Annotated in this window: 20 protein-coding genes, 4 tRNA genes and 1 pseudogene; 4 read left to right on the top strand and 21 right to left on the bottom strand. The window is 54.1% G+C overall.

The features are described 5' to 3' along the window. Positions 1–38 precede the first annotated feature (38 nt). Positions 39–632 carry a stalk domain-containing protein gene (locus tag OCY70_RS12425; RefSeq protein WP_213431008.1) on the bottom strand — a complete coding sequence of 198 codons (594 nt, stop codon included), beginning with the start codon at positions 630–632 and terminating at the stop codon, positions 39–41. 214 nt (positions 633–846) lie between these two features. Between OCY70_RS12425 and OCY70_RS12420 the strand changes: the two genes are divergently transcribed. Next, a complete protein-coding gene (locus OCY70_RS12420) occupies positions 847–1,584 on the top strand; it encodes an MBL fold metallo-hydrolase (RefSeq protein ID WP_213431007.1) in 738 nt (245 codons plus the stop codon). A gap of 72 nt (positions 1,585–1,656) precedes the next feature. Here OCY70_RS12420 and OCY70_RS12415 read toward each other — a convergent pair whose 3' ends face one another. After that, complete coding sequence (locus OCY70_RS12415; RefSeq protein ID WP_087442190.1) at positions 1,657–1,887, bottom strand: DUF3892 domain-containing protein; 231 nt, start codon at positions 1,885–1,887, stop codon at positions 1,657–1,659. Between the two features lie 71 nt (positions 1,888–1,958). Next, positions 1,959–2,402: a GNAT family N-acetyltransferase gene (locus tag OCY70_RS12410; RefSeq protein ID WP_213431006.1), complete on the bottom strand. Its 444-nt coding sequence runs from the start codon at positions 2,400–2,402 to the stop codon at positions 1,959–1,961. A 140-nt stretch (positions 2,403–2,542) separates the two neighbouring features. Between OCY70_RS12410 and OCY70_RS12405 the strand changes: the two genes are divergently transcribed. Next, on the top strand, positions 2,543–2,722 hold the full coding sequence (locus tag OCY70_RS12405; RefSeq protein WP_133380499.1) for a hypothetical protein: 180 nt from the start codon (positions 2,543–2,545) through the stop codon (positions 2,720–2,722). Positions 2,723–3,748: 1,026 nt separating this feature from the next. Here the strand turns inward: OCY70_RS12405 and OCY70_RS12400 are convergent. Both OCY70_RS12400 and ung read right to left on the bottom strand, forming a co-directional pair. Continuing rightward, positions 3,749–3,824, bottom strand: a tRNA-Val gene (locus tag OCY70_RS12400). A 167-nt stretch (positions 3,825–3,991) separates the two neighbouring features. Then, the gene (gene ung, locus OCY70_RS12395; protein ID WP_213431005.1) at positions 3,992–4,714 is read right to left on the bottom strand and encodes a uracil-DNA glycosylase; all 723 of its coding nucleotides are present in this window, start codon (positions 4,712–4,714) and stop codon (positions 3,992–3,994) included. A 343-nt stretch (positions 4,715–5,057) separates the two neighbouring features. On the opposite strand from ung, the pseudogene OCY70_RS12390 reads away from it, so the two are divergent. Next, positions 5,058–6,217 (top strand): annotated as a pseudogene (locus OCY70_RS12390) (IS110 family transposase). Positions 6,218–6,422: 205 nt separating this feature from the next. Here the strand turns inward: OCY70_RS12390 and OCY70_RS12385 are convergent. From OCY70_RS12385 to OCY70_RS12375, 3 genes are all read right to left on the bottom strand, one after another. Continuing rightward, positions 6,423–6,511 (bottom strand) — tRNA-Leu (locus OCY70_RS12385). Positions 6,512–6,554: 43 nt separating this feature from the next. Continuing rightward, positions 6,555–6,631 (bottom strand) — tRNA-Ile (locus OCY70_RS12380). A gap of 26 nt (positions 6,632–6,657) precedes the next feature. Beyond that, positions 6,658–6,734, bottom strand: a tRNA-Met gene (locus OCY70_RS12375). A 160-nt stretch (positions 6,735–6,894) separates the two neighbouring features. Between OCY70_RS12375 and OCY70_RS12370 the strand changes: the two genes are divergently transcribed. Next, positions 6,895–8,223 (top strand): ISNCY family transposase, encoded by a 1,329-nt coding sequence (locus tag OCY70_RS12370; protein ID WP_261944557.1) that lies wholly within the window; start codon positions 6,895–6,897, stop codon positions 8,221–8,223. A 112-nt stretch (positions 8,224–8,335) separates the two neighbouring features. Here OCY70_RS12370 and OCY70_RS12365 read toward each other — a convergent pair whose 3' ends face one another. The 13 genes from OCY70_RS12365 to pyrR form a co-directional block, all read right to left on the bottom strand. Further along, positions 8,336–8,500 (bottom strand): hypothetical protein, encoded by a 165-nt coding sequence (locus OCY70_RS12365; RefSeq protein ID WP_164776213.1) that lies wholly within the window; start codon positions 8,498–8,500, stop codon positions 8,336–8,338. A gap of 206 nt (positions 8,501–8,706) precedes the next feature. Then, positions 8,707–10,155 carry an ABC transporter substrate-binding protein gene (locus tag OCY70_RS12360; RefSeq protein WP_213430064.1) on the bottom strand — a complete coding sequence of 483 codons (1,449 nt, stop codon included), beginning with the start codon at positions 10,153–10,155 and terminating at the stop codon, positions 8,707–8,709. Positions 10,156–10,158: 3 nt separating this feature from the next. Beyond that, positions 10,159–11,040 (bottom strand): ABC transporter ATP-binding protein, encoded by an 882-nt coding sequence (locus OCY70_RS12355; RefSeq protein ID WP_213430063.1) that lies wholly within the window; start codon positions 11,038–11,040, stop codon positions 10,159–10,161. Positions 11,041–11,043: 3 nt separating this feature from the next. After that, a complete protein-coding gene (locus OCY70_RS12350; RefSeq protein WP_213430062.1) occupies positions 11,044–13,938 on the bottom strand; it encodes an ABC transporter permease in 2,895 nt (964 codons plus the stop codon). Position 13,939: 1 nt separating this feature from the next. Further along, positions 13,940–15,025 carry an efflux RND transporter periplasmic adaptor subunit gene (locus OCY70_RS12345; RefSeq protein ID WP_213430061.1) on the bottom strand — a complete coding sequence of 362 codons (1,086 nt, stop codon included), beginning with the start codon at positions 15,023–15,025 and terminating at the stop codon, positions 13,940–13,942. Next, entirely contained in the window at positions 14,988–15,821 is an 834-nt protein-coding gene (locus OCY70_RS12340) for an ABC transporter ATP-binding protein (RefSeq protein WP_249725462.1), read from the bottom strand. Before OCY70_RS12340 ends, OCY70_RS12345 begins: the two co-directional genes overlap by 38 nt. A gap of 248 nt (positions 15,822–16,069) precedes the next feature. Next, positions 16,070–16,708 (bottom strand): orotate phosphoribosyltransferase, encoded by a 639-nt coding sequence (pyrE, locus tag OCY70_RS12335; protein ID WP_213430066.1) that lies wholly within the window; start codon positions 16,706–16,708, stop codon positions 16,070–16,072. Further along, positions 16,708–17,448, bottom strand: coding sequence for an orotidine-5'-phosphate decarboxylase (gene pyrF, locus OCY70_RS12330; RefSeq protein WP_213430059.1), 741 nt, complete (start codon positions 17,446–17,448; stop codon positions 16,708–16,710). The genes pyrE and pyrF overlap by 1 nt, the downstream gene beginning before the upstream one ends. A 107-nt stretch (positions 17,449–17,555) precedes the next feature. Continuing rightward, positions 17,556–20,774 (bottom strand): carbamoyl-phosphate synthase large subunit, encoded by a 3,219-nt coding sequence (gene carB / locus OCY70_RS12325; RefSeq protein ID WP_261944886.1) that lies wholly within the window; start codon positions 20,772–20,774, stop codon positions 17,556–17,558. Position 20,775: 1 nt separating this feature from the next. Beyond that, positions 20,776–21,906, bottom strand: a complete 1,131-nt coding sequence (locus tag OCY70_RS12320) for a carbamoyl phosphate synthase small subunit (RefSeq protein ID WP_213430057.1) — start codon at positions 21,904–21,906, stop codon at positions 20,776–20,778. A gap of 150 nt (positions 21,907–22,056) precedes the next feature. Then, a complete protein-coding gene (locus OCY70_RS12315) occupies positions 22,057–23,334 on the bottom strand; it encodes a dihydroorotase (RefSeq protein ID WP_213430056.1) in 1,278 nt (425 codons plus the stop codon). 70 nt (positions 23,335–23,404) lie between these two features. Continuing rightward, entirely contained in the window at positions 23,405–24,316 is a 912-nt protein-coding gene (locus OCY70_RS12310) for an aspartate carbamoyltransferase catalytic subunit (RefSeq protein WP_213430055.1), read from the bottom strand. Positions 24,317–24,321: 5 nt separating this feature from the next. Further along, on the bottom strand, positions 24,322–24,864 hold the full coding sequence (gene pyrR / locus OCY70_RS12305) for a bifunctional pyr operon transcriptional regulator/uracil phosphoribosyltransferase PyrR (RefSeq protein WP_213430054.1): 543 nt from the start codon (positions 24,862–24,864) through the stop codon (positions 24,322–24,324). Positions 24,865–25,188: the final 324 nt, after the last annotated feature.

Below are 25,188 nucleotides of genomic sequence, written 5' to 3'. Positions count from 1 at the left end.
AAGTTCACATATTAGTGAAACGAATGGGATGTGCGCAATCAGATGGCCGGCAGTTTCTTCTGCGACACCAGTGTAAATTCCCCATCCTTTTGCTTGAGATAGCAAGAGATCAGGTAGTCGCCCTTCGACTTGAAATCATACTTGAAATCGTCCGTACGCAGCCAGAGAGGGTCATCTTTTTTGTCCTCGACGTTAAACTGCTGAATCTCCGTCGCATTCCCTTTCGGGTCGGTAATCGTAAATTTTACGGCCTCTAAGGAAGAAGGAAAATTATCGACTTGCGCAAATATGGAAAACGAAGCTTTACCCGTCTGAACTTTTCCGAACGGGGAATTGTCTTTGGATAAAAGGATATCTACGTTAGGCTTCTCGATAATGACTTTTTTATTGGCATCATCCCATGTGACGAACGCCTGCAGCGTGTCACTCAATTGGCGAACGGACAAAAACGCTCGTCCATCGACCATAAGCCCCCCGTCCTGAACCGTGCTCCCGTTGACGACGACCTGTACTTTTTCTCCTACTGTAGCCGTCGATGCTGCCTCTTGCGCCGAGACTTGTACCGTTGCGAACATTCCGCTCATGATGGTACCGAGCAGAGCCAGTGCTGCGATTCTTCTTCTGCTTGTCATCGCGATACCTCCAACTGCTTAGTTGTTAAGTTATACTCAGCTAAGCATAGAGAGTTGCGGAAAAAACCTTTCGCTTCCGGTGTTTTTTGCGGCGCGGCGTTTCCGCATGCTCTGTCTCCGCCCGCTCGTTGACTTGTGAATTCCCGATGCAGGTGTTAGAGTAAAAGCAAAATCATGCCGACAATTTGTTGATGAACCGTGACGGAGGGATTGGATGACACTGCGCATACAAATGATTGGCACAGGAAGTGCCTTCGCCAAAAAATATTTCAATAATAATGCGTTAATATATACGAACATCGGCAAGCTGCTCGTGGACTGCGGCATCACTGCCCCCCATGCGCTATACCAATTGGGCGTATCCTTCGATGAATTGGACGGCGTCCTGATCAGCCATATACATGGCGATCACGTGGGCGGGCTGGAGGAATACGCTTTCCAGATGAAATTCCGATACCATCGCAAGCCGAAGATGTTCATCGCCGCCCCGCTCGTTGCTCCGCTCTGGGAGCATACGCTCAAGGGCGGGTTGACGCAAGAAGGCTTGACTTGCCTGGAGGATGCCTTCGAGGTGCAACCGTTAGAGCCTGGGCAGACTTCGGAGCTGCTGCCCGGCTTGAAGGTGAAGCTGCTGGAGACCCCGCATATTCCCGGGAAACGAAGCTTTTCGTTTTTATTCAATGACACATTCTTCTACAGCGCAGACATGCAGTTCCAGCCAGATCTGCTCCGTTGGCTCGTTCAAGAGCAAGGCGTAACGACCATCTTCCACGATTGCCAATTGCGCGGTAAAGCCGAAGTACACGCGGGGCTTGACGATCTGCTCACCCTGCCGGATTTCATTCAGGAGAGATTGTGGCTGATGCATTATGGGGACGAACGGGAGGACTTCGATGGCCGGACCGGGCGAATGAGGTTCGTGAAGCAGCAAGAACAGATGGAGGTTCACTAGCAGACACAGCAACGGCAAGCAGCGCTACCGCGCACCGCTTGCCGGTGATCTATTGCCGGGCCATTCCTCCTGTCAGAACAGCGGCAGATTATCCAAATTATTCGTCGGGTCTCCGTCTGCGTCCCCGCGCAGATACATCCCTCCGTCTCTGCCTTTGAAGACATTGACTCCGGCAATATTCCCCGCCTGAACCTCATTCAGAGCTTGTTCGTAGGACAGCTGTCTTCCCGTGCTTGTCTGGAATGCGGTCAAATCGCCATCCCCATTTTTCTGCACTGCCACGATCGTCTCTCGGTTGTCCATTCGCTCGCCTCCTGAAGAAGATGTTCTGCATCAAGCAGACTATCTTAGCTTGCCCGGAGAACTGGGGAATATTATAACTTCTTCTCCATACGGACATGCAGAATGCCGGCATCGTAGAATGGCTCTTCCGACACAGTCGTATAGCCAAGCGAGTGGTAAAATCCTTCTGCCTGGCACTGCCCGTCCAGCACGCTCTTCTCCGCTCCCATGGAACGGGCAAGCTGCTCGAGCGCAACCATGAGCGAACGGCCGATCCCGCTCCCCCGGAACGGCTTCAATACAGCGATGCGCTGCATTTTCGCTGTCGTCTCGTCCAACCATTTAATACGACCGGTCGCCGCGACTTGTCCGTCTACCGTGATAAGAATATGATTGCTTTCCGCGTCCAGGTTATCCAACTCATCAATTTCTTCTTCTAGCGGCACCTGCTGCTCTTCCACAAATACTTCCTTGCGAATCTCCAAACATTGCTGAAGCTGTCCTTCGGTTTTCACTTCAATCACTTCTGCTGCCATTGCTGCACCTTCCTTGTCAACCATTTGTCAAAATTGTGCACAATTTTTCGGTTTTAGATAAGATATCATTATACAAAAAATTAGATTTCATGTATAGTTAGATGTGATCCATCTCACAGTGATTTGAAGGAGGGAACGCATTGAATTCAATAATGGTCACCATTATTGTATCGGTCATTTTCTTCATTCTAACCATTTGGCTATGTCTGTTCGTCACCAAGAAGGCTTACTCCCGCAGATGGGAAGAGGAGACGACATTCCTTGATACCGATCAAGCCCGTGAAGAAGAGCAGGGAGGCGGCGCCGTCGCGAAGCCCTAATCATCACAATAACGGCCTTGTTCCAGCGCCGCAGAAAGTGAATTTCTGGACCGGAACAAGGCCTTCTGTCAAGTTATGGCGAGTATACACGGGCCGGGACGCCGGTACCGTACACATCCAGTTGAATCACGGGTGAAGACGGTCCTAGACGATCCGGCTGCGGCAAGGGAGCGGCGCCGCGAGCCCACGCGGTACAGCCGACAGCAACCAATAGGATACTCACCATCGCAGCCATAAAGACCAGCCACTGCATGCGATTATTCATCCGTAATCCCTCCGAATGCTCCGCAACGTGAAAAATCACTATTGGCATTTTCCCCTGAACCCTGTGCTTTTAAACCTGAACACCCGAATACCGCCCCGTTCCATTCGCTCTCGAACGGCCTAGTATCTGAACCCATCTTTACTTACCCTCGCCGTGTTCAAAAGCCGCTCTCCGTCTTTTTTAAATATTCTCCCCTTCGCTTATGTTTTCTGATTACGTCTTCCCAGACCCATAACCCTGGTGCATGATTTTGGAGAGAACTATTGCAGTAAGGCGGTCTTTTAGTTCTTTCGCTCGCCCCGTTTCCCGTTCCTTTTGTTCATCCTCCCGTCGACACAGCAGGCCCTTCTCCAGTTCTTTTGTATATTCTCCCTTTGGCTCAGTACGACCGTTTCTAGCAAATTACTAATTCCCCATTGCCTCTGGACAACATCCTTACATTAATTGATTTAAGCTCATTCTCCCAATGAGTCAGGTTTCCACGGAGCCTTACACCGAACCATTCGTCCCAGCTATACGCCCAACAACCACCTTCCTTTGCAGTGGATAAGGGCAGATGGTGTATTCCACTTTCCTGCGTTATTGGGATACTGAGCATAAGAGACAGACCCAAGGATTTCACTTTCCTGCGTTGTTGAAGAAACCCCACCTTAAAATATCACTGCTAATATATGAGTATTACCGGGAGGCTTGAGCGCGGCTAGAAGGATAGAAAATATAAAAAAGCCCTTGAAAATTCAAGGACGTCGTCAGTAACAGTATGGTGTTCTGAGACGGGCTCGAACCGCCGACCCCCACCCTGTCAAGATGGTGCTCTCCCTACTGAGCTATCAGAACACATCGATAGACATATCTTATCATCGGGAAGTGCTCTTGTCAACAAATTATTCGTACCTGCCCCGTCAGTTCCTTCCATAAGGCCGCTGAGCCCCGGCCGGTATGGAGGGAAGCCGCTCTGTCCGTTGGGTTTCGGGACCTGCACAGACAGAGGGCTTCCGTCAACTCTAGGCGTTCTTATCCATTTGCGGCAATTCTTCCACAGCCATATCGGAAACGGGAGGAAGCTGCCAATTGATCTCGGTTTCTCCGCATGAGCGCAGCCATTCATTAACTTGCGAGAACGGGCGGCTCCCAAAAAAGCCGCGGTGCGCCGACAGCGGGCTTGGATGCGGGCCTTTGACGATGCCGTGCCGTCTCGTATCGATCATGGATTGCTTCGCTTGGGCAAAGGATCCCCACAGCACGAAGACAACCGGCTGCTCCCGCTCATTCAACAGCTGAATAATGCGATCGGTGAATCGCTCCCACCCCATGCCGCGATGGGATGCCGCTTGCCCCTGGCGCACGGTCAGCACCGTATTTAGCATCAGCACGCCCTGCTTCGCCCAAGGTATGAGGCAGCCATGCTGCGGCATCGTCGTGCCGATATCGCTTGCGCTCTCCTTCAGCATGTTCACGAGCGAGGGCGGAATGCGGACGCCCGGCTGCACAGAGAAGCTCAGTCCATGCGCCTGTCCAGGTCCATGATACGGGTCTTGTCCAACGATAACCACTTTTGTGTCCGCATACGAAGTATAATGGAGCGCAGAGAAGATAAGATCGAATGGCGGATATACCACCGTACGCTCATACTCCTGCTTCAGCCATCCCCATAGCTGCTTGAAATAGGGCTGCCTAATCTCGTCATGCAGCAATGCTGCCCAATCCTCTTGAATCTTTATCGCCATAACCGCTTCCTCCCCTTTCGTCACATTAATAAGCAATATAACAGCGTACGGCAGCTTCCTTGCCATATCGATGAAAATAAACATTCATGAACTCTCGTTCGCAAACCTAGCATGAAAATAGCGAGGGTTTAGTGGTCGGACCTATTTCCCATACTGCTACTACATGACGCGAAACACGTTCTTTTTAATGGTGGTGTAACCCCGACAAATAAACTGTTGAGGATGAGTTCTGTGTACAAACCTGTGCTGGCTCTGTATGCCCAATCAGAGAACCGCGAACAGAAAAATGCTCAAGCTCGAATTCATCCGCCGTCATGTATTTCAGTTATGGAGGGAAGCCAAGATGGAAGTATTGCTTGAACGCTGTGCTGGAATGGACGTTCACCAAGAGACAATCGTCGTTTGTGTGATGACCACAGATGCTGCGGGGGAGGCCCACAGCGAGATCCGAACCTTTGGAACGATGACCAAACATCTTTTCGAACTGCTTAAGTACCTGGAGTCCCAAGGCGTTACACACATCGCAATGGAGAGCACGGGAATCTATTGGAAACCTGTCTACAACATCCTTGAAGGCTACTTCACCGTCGTACTGGCGAATGCGCAGCGCATTAAGAATGTTCCTGGCCGCAAGACGGATGTTTGTGATGCCGAATGGATCGCGAAGCTGCTTCGAGTCGGTCTAATTGAGCCCAGCTTTGTGCCATCCGAGGACTTAAGGGAGCTACGGGACCTCTGCCGACTTCGAAAAAAACGAATCGGCTCCCTAACAGCGGAGAAAAACCGAATCCAGAAGTATCTTGAAGCAGGTAACGTCAAGCTAGGCAGTGTCATCTCAGACGTATTCGGTGTATCCGGGCGCAGTTTGTTGCAACGCTTAATCGAAAAAGGTTACGTTGACGCGGAAGATGTTGAAGCGAGCGTCAAGGGTTCGATCAAGAACAAAAAAAGTGAAGTTACTGACTCTCTTTTTGGCACGATGACCCCGCATCAAATTCGATTGATTAAAGATTGTTGGGAGCATATCGAATACTTAGAGAAGTCCATTGCTCGGTTGGAAGCCGAAATTAACGATCACTTGGAGCCCTATCGTACGGAGTACGAACTGCTTCAGACCATTCCAGGTGTTAGCGAACGAACAGCTGCAGCACTCCTTGCAGAAATCGGGGCCGATATGGAGCAATTTCCATCCGCAGATCACCTTGCCTCTTGGGCTGGCGTAGCACCCGGCAACCACGAGAGTGCAGGCAAAAAAAAAGTACAAAAAGCGTAAAAGGCAATCCTCATGCAAAAGTGACACTATGCGAAGCGTCTTGGGCAATCGCTCGCTCACGAAACACGGTCTTGGCAACAAAGTTCTGGAAGATTGCTTCACGACGAGGAAAGAAAAAAGCTTGCATTGCCATTTCACGTAAGATACTTATCATTGCTTACCACATGCTGAAGAACAAACAAATTTACATCGAAGGTGGACCACAAGCACCACTCATGCAGATCAACTAACCTTACAGCATTGACGAAACATAGCGATTTTAAACAAGGCCCCTTCAAAGAAGGTGGACCGGGCATCTTATGGTCATTTCTCAGAAAACTGCAGCTTTTTAAAGACGATAATCGTTCATGAGTGCGTTTGGATTTTCACAGAAAAAAAAGCTCTGCCAATGACCGCTGTCATCCAGAACTCTCTATGTACAGGCATTTCAATTAATGGTGCCGAGGACCGGGATCGAACCGGTACGGTAGTCACCTACCGCAGGATTTTAAGTCCTGTGCGTCTGCCAATTCCGCCACCCCGGCACATCAGTGTGCGAACACTATGAATCTTTGAAAACAACGGTTTTGGTGGGCCCTGAGGGACTCGAACCCACGACCAATCGGTTATGAGCCGACCGCTCTGACCAACTGAGCTAAGGGCCCCTACGCCATTGCTTATTGCAAAATATTGGTTGCGGGGGCAGGATTTGAACCTACGACCTTCGGGTTATGAGCCCGACGAGCTACCGGACTGCTCCACCCCGCGACATTTTATTACGGTCTTTCTTTCGCAGCGACAAGTATTAGTATACTATATCATTACATGAACAGTCAAGAAAAATGTATAAAAAATGTTGTTCTTCTGTGATAATGTCACCCTATAACTGTTCTGAGATAATGTCACTATGGGACAGGAGATATTGACATTGACGAAAGCAGAAATGAAGAAGGTACTCGTTGTGGAGAAAATCATAGATGGGCGGATGACCAATAGGGAGGGAGCGGCAGCGCTGGGTTTATCAGAACGCCAAGTCATTCGGCTAAAGAAGAAATACCAATCCGGAAAAGGAGCACAAGAACTTATACACAAGAATCGGGGGAAACAGCCTCATCACGCCCTTCCCAATGAAGTGAAGGAACGAATCGTTGAGCTGTACACAGCCAAGTATTACGGAAGCAATTGCTGCCACTTCGCAGAGCTTCTTGAGGAGCATGAATCGTTGACACTGAGCGCTTCCAGCGTGAGACGTATCCTTCTGGCTAGTGGGCTCAAGCAAGCCAAGCAGCGGCGTCGCAGTAAAGCCCATCCGCCACGGGAACGCAAACCGCAAGCCGGCATGCTGTGGCAGATTGACGCAACTCCTTATGCATGGTTGGAGGATCGGGCTTCATCCTTTACGCTGCATGCTGCGATTGACGATGCAACAGGTACCGTTGTCGGTGCCGTCTTTCGTCCGAACGAATGCCGGGAGGCCTACTCTCTAGTCATGCAGCAAGGGATAGAAAAATACGGGGTTCCCCTTGGGCTTTACAGTGATCGGCATACGATTTTCCGGTCGCCTAACGAAAAGCTGACGCTCGAGCAAGAGCTCGCTGGGGAGACCAAACCGCTCTCCCACTTCGGCAAAGCGATGGCTGACTTGCATATTGAGCACATCAAGGCAATTACACCGCAAGCCAAGGGACGGGTAGAACGCCTCTGGCAAACATTTCAGGATCGCTTGGTGATCGAACTGCGGCTTCTTGGCATCAAGACGCTGGAAGAGGCGAACGCGGCTCTGCCCAGCCTATTGCAGAAGCACAATCACAAATTTGCCATAGAGCCAAAAATGACCGATTCGGCTTACCTGAAGCTTGATCCGTCTATCGATTTAAATCATGTGTTCACGCTTCGCAATTATCGGCAACTCGGGACCGGAAACACCCTCTCGTACAACGGAAAGTGCTATACCCTTGCCCAGCCTGCTTCCCTTCGTCTGGATGCAAAAACGACGGTTGAAGTGCGGGAGACGTTAACAGGGGATGTATTGTTGTGGCACCAAGGCCAGCCCTGGGCACTCAAAGAAACTCAGAAGCCACAGCGCAAGACGTCTGGATCAAAAAAGGCGAGTTCTGCGTCGCCACGCAAACCCGCCCAGAATCATCCGTGGAAAACCACGTATGATAACACTAAAAATAAGCGTACCACAAAAAACAGTTCGTTCCAAGATGCAATGTATTCGCAACATAATAGCTATGCAGAGGTCACCTGGTAAGGCTGACCTCTGATCACACAAGTGACATTTTCATAGCACAGTTAAAGTGACATTTTCACAGACGATTGACAGAAAAATGTATAAAAAAATGATATTTTCTTACCTTTCCGCTTCAGAGAACGAAGCGGACTCCGTACTTTCCTTTGCGGGAGCGGAAGACCTCAACTTCATACGGCGTGTCATATCCATAAATCCATGCATCCTGCTCCAGCCGTTCCTGCAGGCAGCGGGCCTGGAACTTCGTGTTATACAGCTTGCCCCAATAAATCCAATGCATTGCCATCCTGGCTCCTTTCTTCATCAGTCGCTACTATTGTGTTCGATATGCTCGACAATCATGCAGCCATGTTGGGCGGACGGGGCAGCTGCGGTGGACGGCCAATGGCGGACGGCCAGCGGCGGCTGCAGATCGGCAGTAGAGGCTGCCGCAACGGAAAAAGACCGGCGATGCCTATACAGGCATGCCGGTCCTTGTGAAGTTCTTTATTTGCTGTAGACGGGATTGGCCTGTTTCTTTTTCAAGACCTGATTTCCCTTCGTCTCCCATTCCTTCAGTGCTTCGCTTACGCCCTTCTTGTTGTCCATCACTTCCTGGAACAAGTTGCGCCCGATCTCGTACAATTCGTATAAACTATACTTTCCAAATAATTCGTCCTCATCGTGCGTTGAAGGCAGAATTGGCTTCACGGTGTAGAAAGCGGAAATATTAAAGTCAATCCCATCCTTGGGCTGAATATACTTCTGGCGCGCTACGAGCTCATAGCTGCTGCGGGAGCGGAGCTTCGCCCATTCTTCGCTTGACACAAATTTTACGAAATCCCAGGCATCCTCCGGATTCGGAGCCTTCTGGTTGATCGAAAAAATATTGTTCAGAGAGACTAACCCGGATACGCCAGGGGCTTCCGCATGGGAAGGAAGCGTGACGACATCCCAATCGAATTTCGTAAACCCTTTGATTTTGTCCGCGTTCTTCATCGCGTCCGACAGATCGGAATTGATGAACGAGTAATCGCCGAGCACCATCGCGACTCGTCCGGACAGGAAGCTATCATACTGGAATGGATTGAATTGGCCATCCGGGGTCTCCGGCATTTCCGCATTGGGACCTGGAATTGTTTTTTCAGCGACCAGTTTGGAGATCGTCGTCCAGACGTTCTCCCACTTCGGACTATTGACTGTCATATTATCCGCCTTGTCATCGATCAACCGGAGATTAAGCGGATCAACATAGGTATTTACCATATCCCAGAACGGGTCGCTGCCGAAATAATGATTGAAGGAGAAGCCATAGACGCGATCCTTGCCTTCGCCCTTGGATACAAGCTTAGCCTTGTCGAACACTTGATCCCATGTCATATTGTCGGTCGGAGGCTCGACCCCTGCTTCATTGAATAATGTTCTATTATAGAATAAAGCCTGAGAGCTGAATGTAGGGGCTAAGCCGTACAAGTTATTGTCTCCCATCGCCTTCAACCCGTCAATGACCGTCGGCACGAATTCGTTCGTATCGATTTTATCCTGTTGAATGAGCGGATCGAGCTGCTTAAGCAGGCCGTCCCGGGCAAGCTGGAGATACTGGCTGGCATCGACAACCACCACATCCACCGGGTTGGCTCCGGTCATAATCTTCTTCAATGCCTCTACATAATCCGGCTGCTTATACTCCCCATTCGACCCCCATCGGTCGGATTGATCCACAGCAGGGACGATCTCAATGCGAACGGCCCCCTGCTTCGAAAACTCGTACACGTCGGTATACTGAGAACGGAAATAAGTGTCGTCATTCCCGCCGTATAAGACGCCGATGCGAAGCACGCGCTCTTGGCCCGGCTTCACTTCATCTGTCTTCGTGCAAGCTGCCAGCATCGGAATAATCATCGCCATGGCCATGGTCGCCAATAACAGCTTTCGTACCCATTTTTTTGAACCCACTGGTTACCCCTCCAACTCTTTCGGTGTGCGGATAATAATTTTATCTCCGTCTATCTCCATGGATGCCTTATCTGTAATTTGGAGAGCCTCCAGGTACTCCTTCGGCACCTGCAGGCGTCCAACGCGGTCGACGACGACATACGCTTCATGATGATCCTGCAGTCCTTGCCCTGCAAACCCTTGCTCCTCCTCCCCGTTCAGGTTCGGATTCCGCTTGATGAACTCGGTGCTGGTCAAGCCGTCGCGAATCGCAACGACCCGATCGACCTTGCCCGCCAGCGCCAGATCGTGGGTGACAATGACAACCGTGACTCCCATCTCCCGGTTCATGCGGCGGAAAATATCCATGATCATATCGGAAGTCTGCGTGTCTACCGACCCCGTCGGTTCGTCCGCCAATAATAATTGAGGACGATTCGCCAGCGAGATGGCGATGGCCACCCGCTGCTGTTCCCCGCCCGAGAGCTGGTGCAGCTTGTTGTTCATCCGATGGCCCAGGCCGACCGCCTCCAGCAGCTCCTTCGCATAGGCCCGGTCCATCTTCCCTGCGAGCATCATCGGCACTTCCACATTTTCCAGTGCGGTCAAATAAGGAAGCAGATTCCGGGCATTGTTCTGCCAAATGAATCCGACCGTATCCCGCTTGTATTCGACCAACTGCTCATCGGTTATCTTCAGCAGATCCCATTTATCGACCCGCACGGTACCGGCAGAAGGGCGGTCCAAGCCGCCCAACGTATTCAGCAATGTCGATTTGCCGCTGCCGCTGTTCCCGATGATCGCCATCAGCTCTCCTTGCTTGACGGTCAAGTTCAAGCCTTGCAGGGCTACGACTTCGATTTCGTCTGTCTTGTAAATTTTGACAAGACCTTCACAATGAATCATCGCTTAACGCTCCTCTCCCATCTTCACGGCTTGATGCACCCGCAGCCTGCGAATCTGCATGAACAGCAGCGTCGCGCCAGTCAGAATCATGACCCCGACAACGGCATATAGCTGCATCGTATCTTTCGCATCGAAAATGATTCGGAACGGCGGCACCTGCATCTTCGCATTTTCGGCAGATTGCAGGAACGGAAGGAACAGGCGGCTAGCCAGCTTCCCAAGCAAAATACCTATTCCGATCGATAAACCCGCGGTGAAGATTTGTTCCAGCAGCAGCATCCCTGTCAACTGCCGGCGCGACAGACCCATCGCCCGCAAAATCCCGAACTGCACGACACGGCTCGATAAGTTGAAGAACCAGTACAGCAAATAACCGATAAGCGAAATGATTACCGAAATCAGGAAGCCCATGCTCAGGATGCCGAAGATGCCTCCGCGAGTCGGATGCTTGCTCAGTCTCGCCAGTTCGCTCCGCACATCCTTGTAGGAGACGATCTCGATGTTTGCTTTCTGAAGCTCTTCAAGCGCTGGCGCAAGCGGCGCTTTCTCCTTCATCTTGAGCCATACATCGTATTTCATAAGAGGCACCTGATCATAAATATATTCCAGATTCGTAATAAAAAACGGCGTCTGATCCGGATATTGACTCGGCCAGTACGGGAGTATCGCCGCGACAACGAACTCTACCATCTGATCCTGAAGGGAGATAGAAATGACATCCCCCGGCTTCAACTCATACGTCTTCGCGACATTGGTCGGAATAATGACGGCCGCGCCCTCATAATACTTCCCTAATGCATCCAAATATTTAAACGGATGCTGCGGGAATAAATCGTTCCGGAACCAGGCCACCTTCGCGAACTCGTCATTATCGATGCCGACGACCATCCCCTGGCCGATAGAACGTCCGGAGACAACGACATTGGCCTTCGTCTGCATGACTCTGGCTGCCGCCTCGACGCCCGGCAGCTTGCGGAACACTTCAAATGGAGGTTCGTTCAAAATCTGCTTCCCTTTCGGAGGCTGCTGCCCGCCAGGTCCGCCTGGACTTCCCGGTCCTCCGGCACCGCCTCCTCCATTGTTGCCTCCATTGTTACCGCCTTGATTGCCCCCCTGATCCTTCCGATCGACGACGAGCGTGCTTTCCCATACCGTCTCGATGACGGCATCGGCGCCATATTGATACAGCGTGCGTTCCGTTGAATTCGTGTCGATCGTCCGTGCAGCCGATGCATTATATACGCCAAGCCCGAGCGTCAGAATAAGCAAAATCATAAGCGGATAATATGATTTGGCGGAGCGGGACAATTGGGTCAGCGTCAAGTACAGCGGAACCGGCAGCAGCTTGCCGCCAATCCATTGGAACAGGCGCAGCAGCAGCGGAAACAGCCGCAAAAAGAACAGGCCGCAAGCGAATATCGCGAGCGCCGGGATAAAGAACAGGAACGGCTGCACTTGCAGCTGATCCGAGGTCATTCCCGTCTTGAAGGACAGGAGCTGCTGCTGGTTCAGCATATAATATCCATATCCTGCTGCGGCAAGAAGCAGAACATCAAGGAACCATTTTTGCCAGACCGGACTCTTGTCTTTGCGTGCCAGCTTCTGCTTCAGATTGACGATGGACTGGCGCGCGAACACGACGGCCGGGATGACGCTGGCCATGAGCGCGATCAGGACCGCAGCCGTACCGAAGATGACCGCGTCGGTCGTGAATCCGACCGGAATCGATTTGCGGTTGACGAATTCAAGAAATCCGTTGGCGGAGCCGATCGATTTGGCCATGAACCAGCCTATGAGCGGCGCTACCGCCAGCGCTACCGCTCCAAGAATAAGGCCCTCCAGCAAATAGAGCCATATAATTTGCCTTGTGCTGGCACCGCGGCTCCGCAGAACCGCAATGTCGCTCTGCTGCTTCTCCAATGCCTGATTGGCATTCATCGCTATGTAATAGAAGACCATGGCGATCATTGGCGCCGCCAGCGTGAACAGCATCATCTGCAGTTGGATGCTCTGGCTGCGGAATTCCTCCAGCACCTTCGCGAACGAGATCTCCACCTGCGTTCCGGGCAGCTTCTGGTACAGTTCGATGCCGAGACGATTCAGTGTCCGCTCCAACGGCGACAAGTGACTGGTCTGCACCTCGCGCAGATCGAAAGCATAATACCAGCTTGACTGCTGAAGAGCGACTTTGTGATCGCCCATAATCGTCTTGTCGAAGGTATCCGGCGAGACGATGAGCGAGCTCATCAATCCTTCCAGCCCCTGGAACCAATACGGGCTCGTCTCGTCCTTCGGCTTGAAGGTCCCGACGATCTTGATGCGCAGCGTCGTCGGATTAGAACCACTGATCGGATATTCCAGCTCTGCGCCGACATGAAGGTCGTTCCGGTACATCGCTTCCTCGAGCATCACCGCTTCGATGACGCCTCCGGATTCTCCGTCTCCATACAGCTTGCCGTTCGTCCATTCAACCTTGTCATCCAGATCTGACAGGGATCCTAACGTCATCGAACGGACCCGGCTCGCATCGACCTTCGTCGGATCGACCGGATAGACTTCCGTCGTGCGGAGAATGCGCAGGTTGACGAATTCCTGAACCGGGAAGCCGATCTGCTCCTTCACGTCCTCCCGGATATACCGGTCGACTTCCTGCAGCGCGTTCGGATCAAGCTTCGATCCGCTCGAGCCTTGATACCTCATCAACAGCGAACCCGCCGGCAATCCCCCGCTGTTCTCCTGCAGCGTCTTCGTTACGACACGCTTTAACGCCCCGTCGGAGTACATCGGGATGCTGACCGTAAAAGATACCGCGACGATAAGCCCTACCAAGGTGCTCACCGTCAGCCAGCGGGTATTCCACATTTTACGGAACAAAAAACGCAGTAACGGAATTCCCATATTATCGGCCCACTACTTTCTGACCCGGTTCAAGTCCGGCTATTATTTGAATCTCGGTCGGCCGCTGCACTCCAACCTCGACATCCACTTCCCGCTTCCCGTTCTCATCGACGACCTGGACATAGGTACGCGAGCCGATCGTGCGAAGAGCGGAAGGAGGAATGACGAGAGCATCCTTGATCTTGTTCGTCACGACGGTGACGCTAAGCATCGTGCCTCGGGTGACTCCCTTCGGCAGCTTCTCCACCTCGATCGTCATATACTTGTCGATCCGGTCCTGCTCCGGCTGCTCGCCCTGGCCGCCCCCATTATTATCGTTCGATGGCAGCGGAAGCGCCTTGACCTTGCCCTTAATGACGCCTTCAACCGAGTTGATGCTGACCTCGGCTTCCATCCCCGGCGTAATTTTCTTCAGATCGTCCTTCGACGGCTGCGCGGCTACGGTTAACCGGGTCGTATCGGCCACAATCGCCACCGGATCGTATTTCTTCGACATCGCGCCCTTCTTCGCCGTCAACGACACGATCGTGCCCGTGAACGGAGCGGTGAGCGTCGCCTTGTCGATATCCGTCTGCAGATCGGCCAGCTCCTGCTGCTTCTGTTCGAACAAAATTTGGGCTTCCTCGAACTCCACCGGATCCATCTCGTCTTTTTTGCGCAGCGTTTCCTTCATCTTCACTTCTTCGGCCCGCAGCTGCAGACGCTTCTGACGAAGATCCTTTTTCAGGTCATCCACGTCAAGCTCCGCGATGACCTGGCCTTTTTTCACCGAATCGCCGTTCTTGACATAAATGTCCTTAATCGGTTTATTATCCAGCGTGAAGAACAAGATATCTTCCTGATCGGACATCAACTTGCCCGTCATGGAGACAGGAACAATCATATCCTTCCGAACCACTTCATATTCCGGCTTCTTCGATACCGAAGGCGGTGTGATGGTCGGCAACACTTCCTCTTCCTCTTCATCCGGCAGAAGCGAGCAGGCGGACGTGAACAGCAGCATTCCGCACATCAGTGCCAGAGCGGCACGGCGCCATTTGCGCCCGCGTCTAGGTGATGAATCTTCCGTCGACCATTTCATAAACATGATCAGCTACCTCCAAAATTGTGGGATCGTGGGTGGTCATACAGATGGCGATTTTCTCCGAACGAATGATTTGCCGAAATACGCCCATGACCTGAGCCCCCATTTGTGAATCCAATTCCGCTGTCGGCTCATCGGCCAATAAGAGCAGCGGCTTATGAGCAATCGATTTGGCTATCGCAACCCGCTGCTGCTCTCCCCCCGACATTTCGAAGGGACGGTGGCTCATGCGCTTGCCCAAACCAACCATCTCCAGGCAATATTGGACCCGCTCCTTCCACAAATGGCGGGGCACGTTAGCCATCCGCAGCGACAATTCAACGTTCTCATAAGCGGACAATAGCGGCATCAGCGCATAAGCTTGGAAAATGAACCCGATTTCACTGCGCCGCGTCACGGTGCGCTTGTCATCGCTCCATGTCGAGAACGGTTCTCCGCGGAACCGGATCTCTCCCTTCGTGGGCAGATCGAGCCCTCCAAGCATGTTCAGCAGTGTCGTCTTCCCTGACCCGGATCGGCCCTTCAGCATGACCAGTTGACCCGGGTGCACTTCCATCTCGATTCCTTTGAGCACATGCAGCTTCTGGCTGCCGACCTGGAACGTCCTCTCCACACCGCGAACTTCAAGGAGCGGTTCATCCGGAGAGATCGGATGGGCCCGGGCAGGCCATGCTGCAGCTTGTGTCTTGTCCAGTATGTATTCCGTCTTCTCTTGCGCCACTTCTTCCTGCTCGTTCGCCGCGAGAGCCGGGGATGCCTCGGCACGGTCTGACTTCTTCCGTTTGCGAAGCCATTTCATTCCATTATTCGCCCCTTTCTCGGACATATCGTCAAAAACTAATTCTAAGTATAAACGATAGGAAAGAAAGAAAAGTTACAATCTTTGTAATGCTATTCCGTCATTTCCCTTAAAAATAAGGTTTCCCGGCTTCCGTTCATTTCCTGTTTATACTACTACGTTATACTAGATTTTCTGTTAAATGTTTGTCATAAAAGAAAAAAAACCTAACCGTTATGTCGGTTAGGCTCGACTGATGCTCTCCTCCGCTAATTGCCCCAGCCAGCCGGGTTGACGAGCCAGGATGCCAGTACATCGAGGTCCGCCGCTTGAATGACGCCTCTGTCCAGAGCCGTCTCAATGAGGGCGGTATAGCGGGACAGCGTGTGCAGCGGGATTCCGGCATCCCGGAACGCCTGCTCCGCTTTTTCCAGCTCATAGCTGAAGATGGCGAATACGGCAAGCGGCTCCGCACCCGCTTCCCGGACAGCCATCGCCGCCTTGAGCGAGCTGCCCCCGGTCGAGATCAGATCCTCGATGACGACGACCTTCTGCCCCGGCCGAATCAAGCCTTCGATCTGATTCTGCTTCCCGTGTCCCTTCGCCTTGTCGCGAATGTAAGCCATCGGGAGCCCCAGCTTGTCCGCCACCCAGGCCGCGTGCGGTATGCCGGCGGTCGCTGTCCCGGCGATGACTTCCGCATCCGGCGCATATTCCTTGACCAGGGAAGCGAAGCCTTCCGCGATAGCCCCCCGAATCTCAGGGTAAGACATCGTCAAGCGGTTATCGCAGTAGATAGGGGACTTGATTCCGGACGTCCAGGTGAACGGCTCATGCGGCCGCAGCGCCACCGCTTCTATGGATAACAAATGTCCGGCAATCTCGCGTTCTCTCTTCGTCGTGGTCATCATGACATCAACTCCTCGATAATGGATAGTAAGGCTGCCCTAGGCTCCTCCGCTTCCGTAACCGGCCGGCCGACGACGATATAATCCGTGCCATGGCGCATTGCTTCCGCCGGCGTCATGACGCGGGACTGATCCTGCAGCGGAGCGCCCTTCGGCCGGATGCCCGGAGTCACCGTGCGGAACGAATCGCCGCATGCCGCCTTGATGCTCTTCACTTCATGCGGAGAAGCGACGACGCCGTCAAGCCCGGCTTCCTGCGTCAGCTTCGCATAGCGGACGACGGTCTCCTCGACTGTCCCGGGAATTCCGATCTCGACATTCATGACTTCGTTATTGGTGCTCGTGAGCTGCGTGACGGCGATAACAACGGGACGCGGCAGCGAAGGGTCGGCCGCGCGCGCCGCCTCGACGCCTTCGATGGCCGCCTGCATCATCTTCTTGCCCCCGGCCGCATGGACATTGAACATGTCGACGCCCAGCTTCGCGATGCTGTTCGCTCCGCCCTTTACCGTATTCGGAATGTCATGCATTTTCACATCCAAGAACACACTGTACCCGCGCTCCTTGAGCTCGCGGATGAAGGAAGGGCCGCCCGCGTAAAACAGCTGCATGCCTACCTTCATATAACAAGGAATGCCCTCCAGCCGCTCAATGAGGCGCCGTGCCTCCGCCGTCCCGGCATAATCCAGCGCGACCATTACCCGGCCTGCCGCCTGTTCAAATGATACTGTATGACTCATTTTCTTCCTCCCGATCTCGTTCATGCTTTCCGTCCCATGCGCATCCCGCCAATCGGGGAGGCCCGCAGGCCTCCCCGATTGCTTGTCGCGCATCTTGTCTATCTCGGTTATTTCCGGATGGCCGGCATCGGACGCGAGGAGAAGTTAATCTGCTCCAGCATCTCGAGCAGCGCCCGCACCGTATCCAGCGAGGTCATGCAGACGACGCCGTTCTCCACCGCCTCGCGGCGGATGCGGAAGCCGTCCCGTTCCGGGGTCTTGCCCTTCGTCAGCGTATTGACGACGAAGTGCGCTTCCCCGTTCCGGATAAGGTCGAGAATATTCGGAGTCCCTTCCGTCAGCTTGTTGACGCGCTTGACGTTCAGCCCCGCTTCCTCCAGCGCCGTGGCGGTGCCGCCTGTCGCTATCAGCTTATAGCCGAGACCGGCGAAGCCCTTCATCAATTGCACCGCTTCTTCCTTGTCTTTATCCGCCACCGTGCAAATAATCGCGCCGGTTGCCGGTATTTTCATGCCTGAACCGATGAGGCCCTTGTACAGCGCCTTGGCATACTGCTTGTCGCGCCCCATCACTTCCCCGGTCGACTTCATCTCCGGTCCGAGCGTCGGCTCGACCCGGAGCAGCTTGGCGAAGGAGAAGACAGGAACCTTCACCGATACATGGTCGTCTTCCGGCCACAGTCCTTCCTGATATCCAAGGTCGCTCAGCTTCGCGCCAAGAATTAGCTTGGTCGCCACGTTGGCCATCGGAATGTTGGTTACCTTGCTCAGGAACGGCACCGTGCGGGACGAGCGCGGATTGACCTCGATGACATAGACTTGATTTTGATAGATGACGAACTGGATATTAATAAGTCCAACGGTCTTCAATTCCTTGGCGATGCGAATCGTAATGTCGACCACCTGCTGCTGCAGCTCCCTGGACAGATGCTGCGGCGGATAGACCGCAATCGAGTCGCCCGAGTGCACCCCGGCCCGCTCGATATGCTCCATAATGCCCGGAATGAGCACCGTCTCGCCGTCGCAAATCGCGTCGACCTCGACTTCCTTGCCCAGCATGTAGCGGTCGATAAGGACCGGATGCTCCGGATTGATTTTCACGGCATATTCCATATAGTTGAGCAGCTCGGTATCCGAGTAGACGATTTCCATCGCGCGTCCGCCGAGGACGTAGGACGGGCGGACAAGCACCGGATATCCGATGCGCTGTGCCGTGCCGACCGCTTCGTCGATCGAAGTGACGGTGCTTCCGGTCGGCTGCGCGATGCCGAGACGCGACAAGAGCGCTTCGAACTTTTTGCGGTCTTCCGCTTCATCGATGCTCTCGAGGCTGGAGCCGAGAATCCGCACCCCTGCCTTGGCCAGCGGAGCCGCCAAATTAATCGCGGTCTGGCCGCCGAACTGGACGATGACCCCGACCGGCTTCTCCTGCTCGATGACATTCATTACGTCTTCGAAGAAGAGCGGCTCGAAGTAGAGGCGATCCGATGTGTTGAAGTCCGTCGAGACCGTCTCCGGATTATTATTGATGATGACCGCCTCGTAGCCTGCGTCCTGGATAGCCCATACCGCATGCACGGTCGAATAGTCGAATTCAATGCCTTGCCCAATCCGAATCGGGCCGGAGCCGAGGACGAGAATCTTCTCCTTCTCGGTAGACAAGACTTCATTCTCCGTCTCGTAGGTCGAGTAATAGTAAGGAGTGGAAGCTTCGAATTCCGCCGCGCACGTATCTACCATTTTATAGACCGGCCGGAGACCGAGCTCCTTGCGGAGCGCGGACACCTCCGCTTCCGTCGTATGCGCCGCGCCATGATGGGCGGCCTGGCGGAGCTCCGCAATGGCGCGGTCCGTGAAGCCCATGCGCTTCGCTTCATACAGCGTCTGCTCGCTTAGAGCGGACTCTCCCTGAATCCGCGCTTCAAAGGCGATCATGCCTTCGATTTTATCCAGGAACCACCAGTCAATCTTCGTGATATCATGCAGACGCTGCAGCTCATAGCCGCGGCGGAACGCTTCCGCCAGCAGGAACAGCCGCTCATCGTCCGGCGATTTGAGGCGCGCTTCCAGCTCGTCATTCTCGAGCTGAGCCGCTTCCGGCAGGCAGAGGCGATGGAGGCCGATTTCGAGCGATCGCACTGCTTTGTGTATCGACTCCTCGAACGTGCGGCCTATCACCATCACTTCCCCGGTCGCCTTCATCTGGGTGCCAAGCTTCCGGTTCGCTTGCGTGAATTTATCGAACGGCCAGCGCGGGATTTTGGATACGATATAGTCCAGCGTTGGCTCGAAGCATGCATAAGTCTGTCCCGTCACCGGGTTCACAATCTCATCCAGCGTGTAGCCGACCGCGATTTTGGCCGCCATCTTCGCAATCGGGTAGCCCGTCGCCTTGGACGCAAGCGCCGACGAACGGCTTACCCGCGGATTCACTTCGATGACATAGTATTGATAGCTGTGCGGGTCCAGTGCGAACTGCACGTTGCATCCGCCCTCGATGTTGAGCGCGCGGATGATTTTGAGCGAGGCGGAACGTAGCATCTGGTACTCCCGATCCGACAGCGTCTGGCTTGGCGCCACGACGATGCTGTCGCCCGTGTGGACGCCCACCGGGTCGAAGTTCTCCATATTGCAGACGACAATGCAGTTGTCATTGGCGTCGCGCATGACTTCGTACTCGATTTCCTTCATGCCGGCGATGCTTTTCTCAATCAGACATTGCCCGATTGGGCTGTAGCGGATGCCGGAGGCGACGATGTCGCGCAGTTCCTCCTCATTGTCGCAGATGCCTCCGCCTGTGCCGCCGAGCGTGTAGGCAGGGCGCACAATAATCGGATAGCCGATGCTGTTCGCGAACTCGACCGCTTCCTCCACCGACGTCACGATCGTGCTCTCCGGCACCGGCTGCTCCAGCTCGCGCATGAGGTCGCGGAACATATCCCGGTCCTCGGCGCGTTCAATCGCATCGAGCTGCGTGCCGAGCAGTTTCACGTTTTCCTGCTCCAGCACGCCTGCTCGCGCCAGCTCGACCGCCATGTTGAGGCCGGTCTGCCCGCCGAGCGTCGGCAGCAAGCCGTCCGGACGCTCCTGGCGGATGATTTGCGTGACGAAATCAAGCGTAATCGGCTCGATATATACTTTATCCGCCATATTGGTATCGGTCATAATCGTAGCCGGGTTGCTGTTGATGAGCACCACCTCGATGCCCTCTTCCTTCAACGCCTGGCATGCCTGCGTTCCGGCATAGTCGAACTCTGCCGCCTGGCCGATGACGATCGGTCCGGAACCGATGACGAGAATCTTTTTGAGGTCTGTGTTCTTCGGCATATTAACGCGCTCCTTTCAGCTGTGCGGCCAGCTCCGCCTGTCGCGGTACCGATGTCCGATTGCTCTGATGCTCGCGAATCATATCGAGGAATTGGTCGAACAGATAGCTGCTGTCATACGGTCCCGGCGAAGCTTCCGGATGATACTGCACCGAGAAGGCAGGCGCCGTCGCATGCTTCAATCCTTCGATCGTCTTGTCGTTATTATTGATATGGGTAACCTGCAGGTCCGTGCCCTTGACGGAATCCTCCAATACGGTATAGCCATGATTTTGCGATGTAATATAGCAGCGGTTCGTCGCCAGTTCTTTGACCGGGTGGTTGCCCCCGCGGTGTCCGAACTTCAGCCGGCCGGTATCCGCTCCGCAAGCGAGCGCGAAGATTTGATGCCCGAGGCAGATGCCGAACAACGGGAATTCGCCGATAAGCTCGCGGACGGTAGCGACCGCATGCGGCACATTTTTCGGATCCCCAGGCCCGTTCGACAATTGAATGCCGTCCGGACGAAGGCGCCGAATCTCATCGGCCGTCGTATCATGCGGCACGACGACGACATCGCAGCCGCGCTTCGTCAGCTCTCTGAGAATTCCGGTCTTCGCGCCATAGTCTACCAGCACGATGCGCGGGCCATGGCCGGGGCTGGAGTAAATATGCTTCGTGGAAGTCAGCGCGACCTGGTCCGTGCGCGATTCCGTGCCGGCAAGCCGTTCCATCAGCGCTTCGACCGGCTCGCTTCCGGTCGTCAGGATTCCCTTCATCGTCCCGTAGTGGCGCAGCTTGCGGGTAAGCATCCGCGTATCGATGCCGCTGATGCCGACGACGCCGTATTCCTTCAGCAGGCGGTCGACCGAATATTCGGCGCGCCAGTTGCTGGGCACCAGCTCATGTCGGCGGACGACGAAGCCGTGCACATGCGGGCGGATCGCTTCGAAGTCGTCCCGGGTAATGCCGTAATTGCCGATAAGCGGGTAGGTCATCGTCACGATTTGACCGCAGTAGGACGGGTCGGACAGCACCTCCTGGTATCCTGTCATCCCGGTGCTGAACACGACCTCTCCCGTCGTCTCGCCGTCGGCGCCGAATCCGGACCCCGTGAACAGCGTGCCATCCTCCAATAATAATCTAGTCTGCATATCTCTCACTCCTCGCTCTCTGTCGGTCCTTGCGGGACGGTCATTCTATTATGTCGGTATCCTGACAGCCAGAATACGATGGTATCAAAAGAAATCGTTGAGATGTATAATCGTGCTTTTGAGATGTATAAGATATAGTCCGAGGCCGCTTTATGACTTGCTCCATACGACGCGTCCCTCTACCAGCGTCATGACCGGCCATCCCTTCAGCTTCCATCCGGAGAACGGCGTGTTCCGTCCTTTGGACAGGAATTCTTCCGGGTTCACCTCATGCTCCGCCTCCAGGTCAATGACCGTAATATCGGCAGGCGCTCCCGGCTTCAACCGTCCGGCCGAGAGTCCGAATACATTGGCCGGATCCGTCGTCATCCGCCGGATGAGGAAGGACAGCGTCCATTTCCCGGTGGCCACGAAGCGGGTGTAGAGCAGCGGGAATGCCGTCTCCAGTCCGACGATCCCGAAAGGCGCCAGCTCCATTCCTTTGGCCTTCTCTTCTTCGCTATGCGGCGCATGGTCAGTGACGAGAATATCAATCGTTCCGTCCTCCAGCGCTTCGATGCAGGCTGCGACGTCGCGAGGCGAGCGCAGCGGCGGGTTCATCTTCCAGTTCGCGTCCATTCCCGGAATATCTTCATCGGAGAGCAGCAGATGATGCGGGCATACTTCCGCAGTGACCCGGATGCCCAACTGCTTCGCCTGCCGGATAAGGCGAATCGATTGCTCCGTGCTCACATGGCACACATGATAATGGACACCGGTCGCTTCCGCGAGCAGAATGTCCCGCCCGACATGAATCGCTTCCGATTCATTCGGAATTCCCTTCAATCCGTGCTTGCGGGCGAACTCTCCTTCGGTGACCGCCCGCCCCTTGACGAGCGAATCATCCTCGCAATGAGCGATGATGGGCATGTCCAGCTCCTTGGCCAAGGTCATGGCGTCCTTCATCATCTGCGCATTCTGGACACCGACTCCGTCATCGGTGAAGCCAATCGCGCCGGCCTCCTTCAAGGCCGCGAAGTCTGTCAGCTCCCGGCCCAGCTCATTGACCGTGATGGAGCCGTACGGAAGCACCTTCACGACGCCCTCCGTCTCCGCTTTGTCATAGATGGAGCGAATCGTCTCGGCAGTCCCCAGGACCGGGCGGGTATTCGGCATGCAGGCAATCGTCGTAAAGCCGCCTTTGGCAGCCGAACGCGTCCCGGTAGCGATCGTTTCCTTATGTTCGAAGCCGGGCTCGCGCAAATGCACATGCATATCGATGAAGCCCGCCGAGACGAATTTCCCCTGCACATCGCGTACTTCCGCCGTTCCGGCCGGTTCCGAGCCGGCCGGAACGATTTTTTTAATTTGTCCATCCTCTATCCATAAGTCCGCAAGCTGAAGTTCGCCTGCTTCATTTAATATGTTCGCATTCGCAATCACTAACATGAAGACGATCCCCTCTCATCTCTGTACTTGACTCCGACTATCTCAGCAACCTGCCCGCGCCGCGGCAGGGTTACGCCATAGCTCGCTCCATTACCGCCATCCGCACCGGCACTCCATTTGCCATCTGGTCAAAGATGCGCGCCTGTTCGCATTCCACCACCGCGTCGTCGATTTCGACATTGCGGTTCACCGGAGCCGGATGCATAATGATGCTATGCGGCTTCATTCCTGCAACGCGTTCAAGTGTCAATCCATACTGGGCCCGATATTGCTCCGCCGGCCCCACCTTATCCCCTTCGTGCCGCTCCAGTTGAAGGCGCAGCATCATGACGACATCGGCCTGCACCGCTTCTTCTATTGGGATATACGGGGCATCCAGGTCGTTCGCCCGCATATGCTCCGGCGCGCAGAAGCTGACGTTCGCTCCGAACTTCCGCAGCGCCCACAGATTCGAGCGCGCCACCCGGCTATGCTGAATATCGCCCACGATAGCGACGTTCAGCCCCGACAGCTCTCCGAAATGCTTCCGCATCGTGTACATATCCAGGAGCGCCTGCGTCGGATGCTCGTTGTTGCCGTCTCCGGCATTGACCAGCGGCATTTTGACCCGCTCCGCAATTTGTTCCAAGAGACCTACCGGCTTCAGGCGGATAACGCCCGCATCCATCCCCATCGATTCGAGCGTCCGCACCGTATCATAGATGGATTCTCCCTTTTCCACACTGGAAGCCTGGGCCGTGAAATTAATGACTTCCGCGCCGAGCCGCTTCTCGGCCACTTCGAACGAACAGCGGGTTCGGGTGCTGCTCTCGAAGAACAGATTCGTGGCGAATTTGTCCTTGAGCACATGGCTTACTTTGTTGGGCTGACGATTCCAGTAATCGGCACGGTCCAAAATGGACTCCATTTCCTGCTTGCTCATCTCCTTCAAACCAAGCAAGCTCCGTTCTTTCAGAGAACGCTCCAGTTGAACTACCGCCATGTTGATTACCCCCTGTGATGTATGATTTTCACTTCATCTGAACCATCGACTTCCTTCAAGGCCACTACAATCTCTTCGGTTCTAGAGGTAGGAACGTTCTTGCCCACATAATCCGGTCGTATCGGCAGCTCGCGGTGGCCGCGGTCTGCCAGGACAGCCAATTGAATCATTTGCGGCCGGCCTTGGTCCATCAAGGCGTCCATCGCCGCCCGAATGGTGCGACCCGTATACAGGACATCATCACACAGAATGATTTTCTTGTCGTGAATCGGAAAGGATGCGCTCAGCTCGCCGTTCTGCTCCGGCTCGCGCTTGGCGTCGTCGCGGTAGCGCGTAATATCCAGCTCGCCGACCGGGATATCCACATTCTCAATCTGCCGGATTCGTTCGGCAATCCGGTGCGCCAAGTAAATGCCGCGCGTGCGAATCCCAACCAGCACACAGTTGTCTATCCCCTTGTTCCGTTCCAGAATCTCATGTGTGATGCGGGTCAAGGCTCTTCGTATCGCTATCTCATCCATAATGATGTTCCACTCCGCCGTACTCATGAATGCATAACTCCCTTCGCTTATACGTTGCATTTGGCATGTTCCACAGAGGCGTTATTATTACCATTCACATCGCGGGGCACAAAAAAACTCCTTGCCCACAGGCAAGGAGTCCATTACTTGATGACAGCGCAGAAGGCCGCGACATCCAGCAAGAGATAGGTTGACGAAGAGTACTCTGCTCACGGGCAGACCATACCCCTCCGTTCTCTCGCGTCACGAATCTTCTCGTTACGAACGTTACCTTGCCAGCCTCTCGGGACTGATTTAAAGGTTCAATATTTGGTTCGCTATGAATTATCCCACTTTGCTCGCGACTTGTCA

The organism is Paenibacillus melissococcoides (assembly GCA_944800085.1).
Lineage (GTDB): Bacteria > Bacillota > Bacilli > Paenibacillales > Paenibacillaceae > Paenibacillus_B > Paenibacillus_B melissococcoides.
This window is presented reverse-complemented; position numbering and strand designations above follow the sequence as displayed.

What these genes read in the sequence shown, in the direction of transcription:
- pyrE (WP_213430066.1), bottom strand. Translation starts at nt 16,708, where the DNA reads ATGACCACGACGAAGAGAGAACGCGAGATTGCCGGACATTTGTTATCC.
- OCY70_RS12350 (WP_213430062.1), bottom strand. Translation starts at nt 13,938, where the DNA reads ATGGGAATTCCGTTACTGCGTTTTTTGTTCCGTAAAATGTGGAATACC.
- OCY70_RS12345 (WP_213430061.1), bottom strand. Translation starts at nt 15,025, where the DNA reads ATGTTTATGAAATGGTCGACGGAAGATTCATCACCTAGACGCGGGCGC.
- OCY70_RS12355 (WP_213430063.1), bottom strand. Translation starts at nt 11,040, where the DNA reads ATGATTCATTGTGAAGGTCTTGTCAAAATTTACAAGACAGACGAAATC.
- OCY70_RS12315 (WP_213430056.1), bottom strand. Translation starts at nt 23,334, where the DNA reads ATGTTAGTGATTGCGAATGCGAACATATTAAATGAAGCAGGCGAACTT.
- OCY70_RS12320 (WP_213430057.1), bottom strand. Translation starts at nt 21,906, where the DNA reads ATGCAGACTAGATTATTATTGGAGGATGGCACGCTGTTCACGGGGTCC.
- OCY70_RS12425 (WP_213431008.1), bottom strand. Translation starts at nt 632, where the DNA reads ATGACAAGCAGAAGAAGAATCGCAGCACTGGCTCTGCTCGGTACCATC.
- OCY70_RS12310 (WP_213430055.1), bottom strand. Translation starts at nt 24,316, where the DNA reads ATGGCGGTAGTTCAACTGGAGCGTTCTCTGAAAGAACGGAGCTTGCTT.
- OCY70_RS12415 (WP_087442190.1), bottom strand. Translation starts at nt 1,887, where the DNA reads ATGGACAACCGAGAGACGATCGTGGCAGTGCAGAAAAATGGGGATGGC.
- OCY70_RS12365 (WP_164776213.1), bottom strand. Translation starts at nt 8,500, where the DNA reads ATGCATTGGATTTATTGGGGCAAGCTGTATAACACGAAGTTCCAGGCC.
- pyrR (WP_213430054.1), bottom strand. Translation starts at nt 24,864, where the DNA reads ATGAGTACGGCGGAGTGGAACATCATTATGGATGAGATAGCGATACGA.
- pyrF (WP_213430059.1), bottom strand. Translation starts at nt 17,448, where the DNA reads ATGAGTCATACAGTATCATTTGAACAGGCGGCAGGCCGGGTAATGGTC.
- carB (WP_261944886.1), bottom strand. Translation starts at nt 20,774, where the DNA reads ATGCCGAAGAACACAGACCTCAAAAAGATTCTCGTCATCGGTTCCGGA.
- OCY70_RS12420 (WP_213431007.1), top strand. Translation starts at nt 847, where the DNA reads ATGACACTGCGCATACAAATGATTGGCACAGGAAGTGCCTTCGCCAAA.
- OCY70_RS12410 (WP_213431006.1), bottom strand. Translation starts at nt 2,402, where the DNA reads ATGGCAGCAGAAGTGATTGAAGTGAAAACCGAAGGACAGCTTCAGCAA.
- OCY70_RS12340 (WP_249725462.1), bottom strand. Translation starts at nt 15,821, where the DNA reads ATGAAATGGCTTCGCAAACGGAAGAAGTCAGACCGTGCCGAGGCATCC.
- ung (WP_213431005.1), bottom strand. Translation starts at nt 4,714, where the DNA reads ATGGCGATAAAGATTCAAGAGGATTGGGCAGCATTGCTGCATGACGAG.